Annotated in this window: 8 protein-coding genes, 1 pseudogene and 1 riboswitch; all 9 genes and pseudogenes read left to right on the forward strand. The window is 72.5% G+C overall.

Annotation, left to right across the window (positions count from 1 at the left end):
- Nucleotides 1–25 precede the first annotated feature (25 nt).
- The 9 genes and pseudogenes from rpe (at nucleotide 26) to AC5LUJ_RS11600 (ending at nucleotide 7,931) form a co-directional block, all read left to right on the forward strand.
- On the forward strand, nucleotides 26–724 hold the full coding sequence (gene rpe / locus AC5LUJ_RS11560; RefSeq protein WP_250287518.1) for a ribulose-phosphate 3-epimerase: 699 nt from the start codon (nucleotides 26–28) through the stop codon (nucleotides 722–724).
- 78 nt (nucleotides 725–802) lie between these two features.
- Nucleotides 803–1,291 (forward strand): cytidine/deoxycytidylate deaminase family protein, encoded by a 489-nt coding sequence (locus tag AC5LUJ_RS11565; RefSeq protein WP_445548482.1) that lies wholly within the window; start codon nucleotides 803–805, stop codon nucleotides 1,289–1,291.
- Nucleotides 1,292–1,558: 267 nt separating this feature from the next.
- A riboswitch (FMN riboswitch) is annotated at nucleotides 1,559–1,687 on the forward strand.
- A 123-nt stretch (nucleotides 1,688–1,810) separates the two neighbouring features.
- The gene (locus AC5LUJ_RS11570) at nucleotides 1,811–2,695 is read left to right on the forward strand and encodes a riboflavin synthase (RefSeq protein ID WP_493464924.1); all 885 of its coding nucleotides are present in this window, start codon (nucleotides 1,811–1,813) and stop codon (nucleotides 2,693–2,695) included.
- The gene (locus AC5LUJ_RS11575) at nucleotides 2,692–4,149 is read left to right on the forward strand and encodes a bifunctional 3,4-dihydroxy-2-butanone-4-phosphate synthase/GTP cyclohydrolase II (protein ID WP_250292085.1); all 1,458 of its coding nucleotides are present in this window, start codon (nucleotides 2,692–2,694) and stop codon (nucleotides 4,147–4,149) included. Before AC5LUJ_RS11570 ends, AC5LUJ_RS11575 begins: the two co-directional genes overlap by 4 nt.
- Nucleotides 4,146–4,622: a 6,7-dimethyl-8-ribityllumazine synthase gene (gene ribH / locus AC5LUJ_RS11580; protein ID WP_250287365.1), complete on the forward strand. Its 477-nt coding sequence runs from the start codon at nucleotides 4,146–4,148 to the stop codon at nucleotides 4,620–4,622. Before AC5LUJ_RS11575 ends, ribH begins: the two co-directional genes overlap by 4 nt.
- A gap of 197 nt (nucleotides 4,623–4,819) precedes the next feature.
- Nucleotides 4,820–5,122: a hypothetical protein gene (locus AC5LUJ_RS11585; protein ID WP_493464925.1), complete on the forward strand. Its 303-nt coding sequence runs from the start codon at nucleotides 4,820–4,822 to the stop codon at nucleotides 5,120–5,122.
- An 847-nt stretch (nucleotides 5,123–5,969) separates the two neighbouring features.
- Nucleotides 5,970–6,188, forward strand: a pseudogene (locus tag AC5LUJ_RS11590) (toll/interleukin-1 receptor domain-containing protein); the annotation flags it as partial.
- Nucleotides 6,189–6,426: 238 nt separating this feature from the next.
- A complete protein-coding gene (locus tag AC5LUJ_RS11595) occupies nucleotides 6,427–7,239 on the forward strand; it encodes an AAA family ATPase (RefSeq protein WP_250287413.1) in 813 nt (270 codons plus the stop codon).
- Nucleotides 7,194–7,931, forward strand: a complete 738-nt coding sequence (locus tag AC5LUJ_RS11600) for a tetratricopeptide repeat protein (protein WP_493464926.1) — start codon at nucleotides 7,194–7,196, stop codon at nucleotides 7,929–7,931. The genes AC5LUJ_RS11595 and AC5LUJ_RS11600 overlap by 46 nt, the downstream gene beginning before the upstream one ends.
- The last annotated feature ends 141 nt before the right edge of the window (nucleotides 7,932–8,072 follow it).

Consider the following 8,072-nt stretch of genomic DNA (forward strand, 5'->3'; position numbering starts at 1 on the left):
GGGATGGGCCGATACGCTCGTGGGTGTGGCAACCGCGCAGATCTATCCGAGCCTGCTGGCGGCCGATTTCGGGCGGGTCGCCGACGCCGCGCGCGCGGTCGAGGGCCACGCCGACTGGCTGCACGTCGACGTCATGGACTACCACTTCGTCCCCAACCTGGCGTTCGCGCCGGACACGGTGACCGCCCTGCGCACGGTCACCACCACCCCGCTCGACTGCCATCTGATGATCGGCGACCCGGACCGCTGGGCCGCCGGCTACGCCGAGCGGGGCGCGGCGAACGTGACCATCCACGCCGAGGCCGTCCATGACCTGCCCCGCACGACCGACGCCATCCGGGCCGCCGGCGCGCGCACCGGGCTCGCCGTCAAACCGGCCACCCCGGTCGAGCGTTATGTCGACGACCTGCACCGTTTCGACCTGCTGCTGCTGATGACCATCGAGCCCGGGTTCGGCGGCCAGAAGTTCATGGACGAGGTCCTGCCGAAGATCGAGGCGGCTCGGCGGCTGCTGGACGACCGGGGGCTCGACCTGTGGCTGCAGATCGACGGCGGGGTCAACGCCGAGACCATCGAACGGGCCGCGCGGGCCGGGGTGGACGTCTTCGTCGCCGGCACCGCCGTCTACGGCGCCGCCGACCCGGCCGCGGCGCTGGAGGCGCTGCGCGCGCAGGCGCTGGCCGCCGCCCCCCGGCTGGTGGCACCGGTCCCCGGGAAGGGCTGACCGGGCGATGCCGGGACGCCGGGCGCCAGGGCACCAGGCGCGGGAACGGCCGGCGCCGCGGGAACGGCCGGCGCCGCGGTGACGGCCGGCGCGGACGAGCGGTGGCTGCGGATGGCGGTCGAGATCTCCCGGCGGTGCCCGCCGTCACCGGGTGCGTTCTCGGTGGGCGCGGTCATCGTCGACCACTGCGCAGGCCCGGCGGCGGACGCGCCCGTGCGGGTGCTGGCGACCGGTTACTCGCGCGAGCTGGACCCGCATGACCACGCCGAGGAGGTCGCGCTGCGCAGGCTCGCGCGACGCGGCCGGGACGGCTTGCCGGTCCCGGTCGGCCCGCTGACGCTCTACAGCTCGCTGGAGCCGTGCAGCGCCCGGGCCTCCCGGCCCCGGACCTGCACGGAGCTGATCATCGAGGGCGGGATCCGCCGGGTGGTCTTCGCCTGGCGTGAACCCGTGCTGTTCGTCGACTGCGAAGGCGTGGAGATCATGCGGCGGGCCGGCCTCGACGTCGTCGAGGTGCCGGCGCTGGCCGCCGCGGTCCGGGCGGTCAACGCCCACCTGCTCGCGTGACCGTTACGCGCATGGCGTTTTTGCATGACGTTTCTCACATGATGCCGCGCATGTGACGTCGCTCATATGGAACACTTATATAAACCTCTTGAGTGTAGCGGCCCCGGTAGCAAATACCCGCAAAAGCGGATATACAAGGCCGACCATGCGCGGTCGAACACGTGAAGATGGACGAAGAGTGAGCGGTGTACTGCCGTCCGGTATCGCGTGAGCTTTCTTGCACCTGTGCCGTCCGCGTGTGCCAGACTTGGTCAGGTAGTTAGCAGCACGCGCGCTCCGGGGTCGGTGAAAATCCGAACCGGCGGTGACAGTCCGCGACCCGTCCGCAGCCAGCGGACGGCTGACCCGGTGGAATTCCGGGGCCGACGGTGAAAGTCCGGATGGGAGGACGCGCGCGGGCGTGTGCTGTCCGGCGGCCCACAGGCCTGCCGACGGCCCGTCCAGCGCCCATGCGCCGGACGTGTCCCGCGTGATCGCCTCCGTCTCGGACGTGGTGCCGGGACGAGAGGGCACACAGGAATGTTCACCGGCATCGTCGAGGAACTCGGCGTGGTCGCGGCCGTCGAACCACGGCCGGCCGCCGCTCGGCTGGTCATTGACGCCACGAAGGTACTTGAGGACGTCAGCGAGGGCGCGTCCATCGCGGTCAACGGGGTCTGTCTGACCGTCACCAGCTGGTTCCCCCACGGCGAGGGGCAGGCGTTCGCGGCCGACGTCATGCAGGAGACGCTCGACCGCTCGTCCCTGGGTGGGCTGCGCGCCGGCGACCGGGTCAACCTGGAGCGCCCCGTGCGCCTGGCCGACCGCCTCGGCGGGCATCTCGTGCAGGGGCACGTGGACGGCGTCGGCGTGGTCCTCGAACGCCGCTCCAGCACCTCTGTTGTGCATGTGGAGGCCTCCGGCGACGCGGCGGCAACAGGTGACGCGACAGAAGACGATCGCGTCACCTTCGGCAGTGCCTCCGGGGGGGCCTCCGGTGACGCGACAGAAGACGATCGCGTCACCTTCGGCAGTGCCTCCGGGGGGGCCTCCGGTGACGCGACAGAAGACGATCGCGTCACCTTCGGCCCGGAGACCCAGTGGGAGATCGTGCGCATCAGCCTGCCGCCGGGCCTGGAGCGCTATCTCGTCGAGAAGGGATCCATCACCGTCGACGGGGTCAGCCTGACGGTCGTCGAGATCATCCCGGCGGGCGAGGCCACGCCCGCCGCGTTCACGGTGAGCCTGATCCCGACGACACTGCAGGCGACGACCCTCGGCCGGCGAGGGGTGGGGGAGCGGGTCAACCTCGAAGTCGACGTGCTGGCGAAATACGTCGAGAAGCTTGTCGTCGCGGGGGAGGCGGCCGGTGCCGGCTCGTCGGGCACCCCCGTCATCCACAGCGGGAGCGGGCAACTGTCATGATCAAAAATTTGCCAGTCGATGATACGCGTTTCGCCTCGATCGACGAGGCGGTCGCGCAGATCGCCGCCGGCCGGCCGGTCGTCGTCGTCGACGACGCCGACCGCGAGAACGAGGGCGACCTGATCTTCGCGGCGGAGAAGGCCACGCCGGAGCTGCTGGCCTTCATGATCCGCTACACGTCCGGGGTGGTCTGCGTCCCGATGGACGGCGCCGACCTCGACCGGCTCGAGCTCGACCAGATGGTCCCGCACAACACCGAGCGGATGGGGACCGCGTTCACCGTCTCCGTCGACGCCCGGGCCGGGGTGACGACCGGCATCTCCGCGGCCGACCGGGCGCTGACCATCCGGCTGCTCGCCGACCCGGCGACCACCGTCGCGGACATCACCAAGCCCGGCCACATCTTCCCGCTGCGCGCGAAGGTCGGTGGGGTGTTACGGCGTCCCGGCCACACCGAGGCCGCGGTGGACCTGGCCAGGCTCGCCGGGCTGCGCCCCGCCGGCGCCATCTGCGAGATCGTCAACGACGACGGCAGCATGGCCCGGCTGCCGGAGCTGACGCGGTTCGCCGAGGAGCACGGGCTGCTGCTGATCTCCATCGCCGACCTGGTGGCGTACCGGCGGCGCAGCGAGCACCATGTCGAGCGGGTCGCCGACACCAGGATCCCCACCGGCTACGGCGAGTTCCGTGCCTTCGGCTACCGCGGCGTCATCGATGACGTGGAGCACGTCGCGCTGGTCAAGGGGGACATCGGGGACGGCCGTGACGTCCTGGTGCGGGTGCACAGCGAATGCCTCACCGGCGACGTCTTCGGCTCCCGCCGCTGCGACTGCGGGACGCAGCTCGACGCCGCCCTGCGCATGATCGCCCAGGAGGGCCGGGGCGTCGTCCTCTACATGCGGGGGCACGAGGGCCGCGGCGTCGGCCTCATCCACAAGCTGCGGGCCTACCAGATGCAGGACGCCGGGCACGACACCGTGGACGCCAACCTCGCCCTCGGCCTGCCCGCGGACGCGCGTGACTACGGCACCGGCGCCCAGATCCTGGTCGATCTCGGCATCCGGACGATGCGGCTGCTGACGAACAACCCGACCAAGCGGGCCGGGCTGGAGGGCTACGGCCTGGAGGTCGTCGAACGGGTCGGGCTGCCGGTGAACTTCACTCCGGAGAACCTGCGCTATCTGACCACCAAGCGGGACCGGATGGGGCACGACCTGCCGGGCCTGCCGACCGCCCTGCCGAGCCTGCCGACCGCCCTGCCGAGCCTGCCGACCGCCCTGCCGGGCCTGCCGAAGGCCGCGGGGGCCCGCGCCGACGTCCCGCTGCACTGCGTCGGGGGCACGAGCGTCGGGAACGCGGGCGCGCACGCGGCTCGCGCGGCCGCGGAGGCGGAGCCGGTGGTGACCGGCGAGGACCTGCTGATGGCGGACATCTGCCAGGGCGAGACGGCATGAGCGGCCAGGGCGCGCCGGCACCGGTGATCCCGGACGGCACCGGCCTGCGGCTGGCCGTCGTGGCGACCCGCTGGCACGCCGAGATCACCGACGCCCTCGTCGACGGCGCGCTGCGGGCGGCCAAGGACGCCGGGGCCGCCTCCCCGCTGCTGGTCCGGGTGCCCGGCGCGGTCGAGCTGCCGGTCGTGACGGCGGCGCTGGCGGCCGGCCACGACGCGGTGGTGGCGCTGGGCGTGGTGATCCGCGGTGGTACCCCGCACTTCGACTACGTCTGCCAGTCGGTGACGCAGGGGCTGACCCGGGTCGCCCTGGACACCGGCGTCCCGGTGGGCTTCGGCGTGCTGACCTGCGACACGGCCGAGCAGGCGCTCGACCGCGCGGGCCTGCCCTCCTCGGCGGAGGACAAGGGCCGCGAGGCCACCTTCGCCGCCCTGGAGACCGCAACCGTCCTACGCGACCTCCGCCATGGTTAGGCCGTTTCCCGCTGGAATGTGATCTTTCAGATCGCGCTCTTCCCGATCGTGGCCCGCCGGCGCTCGGTCAGTCGTCCGACGCGCCGGCGGGGCACGATCGACGGTTGATGTCCCATGGCATACGGCTGACCGTTGCGCTCCACACCGCGCCGGACGCACGATCTCCTGGGCGTGCGGGTGGAGGGATCCTTCAGGCGGTGTCCGCAGCCGGAGTGCCGAAGGCGTGCAGGAAGGTGCCGACCGCGGCCGTGGCGCTGCTCGCCGGGTACGGCCTGCACGCGCTGCGGGCGCCGTCCCCGCGTCGCGCGCCACATCGCACACCGCCGCTGATCGACCTGCGGCTGTTCGCCCACCCCGGGTTCGCCGCGAGCGTCGCCATCATGACGCTGGTCGGTCTGACGATGTTCGTGAACCTCTTCGTGCTGCCGCTCTACTACCAGCAGCAGCACGGGCGGGGCACGCTTACTGGTTCACCCTCGCCGCCGTCGCCGTCATCCTGACCGCGAGCACACTCCTCCCACGCCGGGACGCCGGCCCACCTGCCACCGCCACGGCCCCCACGGCAACAGCCCCCACCCAGCCAGCTACCGGGCCGGCCAGCGAGGAAACCGCGCTTTCCGGCAGGTGACCGAGACCGGGAAGACGGCGCACGGCACGCGCGATGGATGCGATGAGCCGCGGAGATGCCTGAACGTCGCGGTCCGCCGTACCGCATACCGGACCGGTGCCGCGCCCGTCCGACCCGCCAGGGGCGGCCATACCACCCCAGAGCGGCCGCGACAGGCTCGGTACAGCGAGACGGATGCCCCCGCCCGCCGCAGGAATCGTCAGCCTCCCACCGATCCGGGGAGCAGGGGAGCAGGGGAGCCGGGGAGCCCAGTCCGTGGACCGCCCAGCCGTAGGTGAAAACCGTTACTGGGACGACGGCAACTACCTACGGCTTCCGCCGCTGTAGGTGAAAACCGCTGCCATGGTGGCGGAAATCACCTACGCGTCGTGTCGCCTGGGGCGGAAGCGTCCGGTGATCCCTATATGTGATCTTCGGGGTGGGGCCGCGGGCCGCGGAGGCGCACGGACATCGCTGTCCGCTGCACCGTTCCCGGAACGGCTCTTCCTGGCAGGCGGCTCGCGACCGGAACAGCCGGGTTTTCGCCCTCCTGGGCTGCTGTGCGGCCTACGTGGCGGGTGCGGTGAGTGTGGCGGTTCTGGCACGCTGGGCGGATGGGGGAGCTGGACGCGCCGGAGGCCGCGGCGGGCCGGGTGCGCTTCTTCGTCTCGTACACGGGCGCGGACCGGGCCTGAGCGGAGTGGATCGCCTGGGAGCTGGAGGCGGCGGGCTGGCCGACCGTGCTGCAGGCGTGGGACTTCGTCGCCGGGGAGAACTTCGTCGGGCGGATGAACGACGCACTGACCCAGGCGGAGATCGTGCTGGCGGTGTACTCGGCGGCGTACTTCCGATCGAAGTACTGCACGGACGAGTGGACCGCGGCGTTGCTGGACGACGGGCGGGGCCGGGACAGGCTGATCCCCGTCCGGGTCGAGGACTGCGACGTGCCGCCGCTGCTGCGGCCCCGGGCGTACATCGACCTCGTCGGGCTGCGCTCCGGCCAGGCCCGGGCCAAGCTGGTCGCCGAGCTGACGCCGGGACGGCACAAGCCGGCGCGCCGGCCACAGTGCCCCGGCTCCCGGCGCCGGCGGGGATCATCGCCGCCGGCGCCGGGAGCCGGGGCGGACGGCCCGGTGCGGTCCGGGCGGGCGGCGACCGTGGGCTGGGCGCAAGCGCTCCTTCCCCCGGCTGCCGGCCATGCGGGAGGTGCCGCCGCGCAACGACTTCTTCGTCGGCCGGGACCGGACGCTGCTGGAGCTGCGCGACCAGCTGGCGGCGCTGCGCCCGGCCACGGTCGCGCTCCACGGGATGGCGGGGATCGGGAAGACCCAGCTGGCCCGGGAGTTCGCCTGGCGGTTCGCCGCCGACTACCAGCTTGTCTGGTGGATCGACGCGGCAGGCGGACTCACCGCGCAGGCCGGGGTCGCCGCGGTCAACGACGCGCTCGGGGAGCCCGTGCCGGCCGGCCCGGCCGGCACCGCGCAGGCGGTGGTCAGGGCGCTGTCACGGATGGCGGCCACCGGCCGCCCCTGGCTGCTGATCTACGACAACGTCGAGGACGTGCAGGACGTCGCCGACCTGCTCCCGCACGGCGGCCACATTCTGATCACCTCCCGGAGCCGGGCGTTCCGGCAGGTCGGCACGCCCACCCCGGTCGAGCCGCTGGCCCGGGCCGAGACCGTGGAGCTGCTGACCCGCCGGATCGACGGCCTGGATCCGGCACTGGCGGACCTGCTCGCCACCGAGATCGGTGACCTCCCGCTGGCGGCGGCACAGATCGCCGCCTACCTCGACACCACCCCGATGGACCCGGCCGCCTACCTGGGCCTGTTCCGGGCCGAGCAGGCCCGGATAGCCGCCCTCGGCCATCCGGTGGACTACCCCCGCACAGCACCGCCGCCGCGATCGGGCTGTCCGCCGACGCGCTCACCGGCCGGTCACCCGCGGCCGCCGCCCTGCTCGAGGTGTGTACGTTCCTCGCGCCCACCGGCGTCCCGCTGGACCTGCTGACCGCCCACCCGGAGGTCTTCGAGGACCCGCTGACAACGGCCCTGGGAGATCCCCAACGGCTGGCAGAGGCGGGGGAGATCAACCGCTCCTCACTGGCACAGATCGACCACGACCTGCTGGTCATGCACCGCCTCGTCCGCGCCGTGCTACGAGAACGAATGGGCCCACAACAGGAAGCCGGCTGGCAGGCCCGGGCGCACGCCCTGCTCACCGCCGCCCACCCCGGGGATCCGGGCGAGCCGATCCGGTGGCCGGCCTGGCAGCGCCTCCTGCCCCACCTGCTCGCCGCCGACCCCGTGGACAGTCCGGACGCGGATACCCGCGGGCTCGTCCTTGACCACACCCTGGCCTCGGCGCACAGTCTCGCCGACGCCCTGTCCGGGTTGGGGGATTATCCGGCTGCCCGTGCCCTGTGCGAGGACACGCTCGCCCGCCGGCGGCGGATCCTCGGTGACGACCACCCCGACACTCTGGCCTCGGCGCGCAGTCTCGCCGGCGTCCTGCGCGTCGTCGGGGAAGAGGAGAAGGCGCGGGATCTGTACCGAGAGGTCTGGCAACGCCGCCGGCGTGTCCTCGGCCCTACCCACCCCCGCACTCTCGACACCGGCCGGAAACTCGATCTCCTACTTGAGCAGCTCGGTCAGCCTCCCGAAGCCCAGGTCGATGTGCGGCGACCGGCCGGCCCTTGGTGAGCCGGCCGCCACGAGCGGCCGGAAGACGTGATCGGCGCCTGCGTCGCGGTCGGCCTGAGGAAGACCGGCGCGAGTTTGTCGCTGGGTACGCTCACCGGGCCGGAAAGCGTACGCGACGACAAAGTCGTGCGGATCATGCTT

The organism is Protofrankia sp. CiP1_Cm_nod3 (assembly GCF_982290655.1).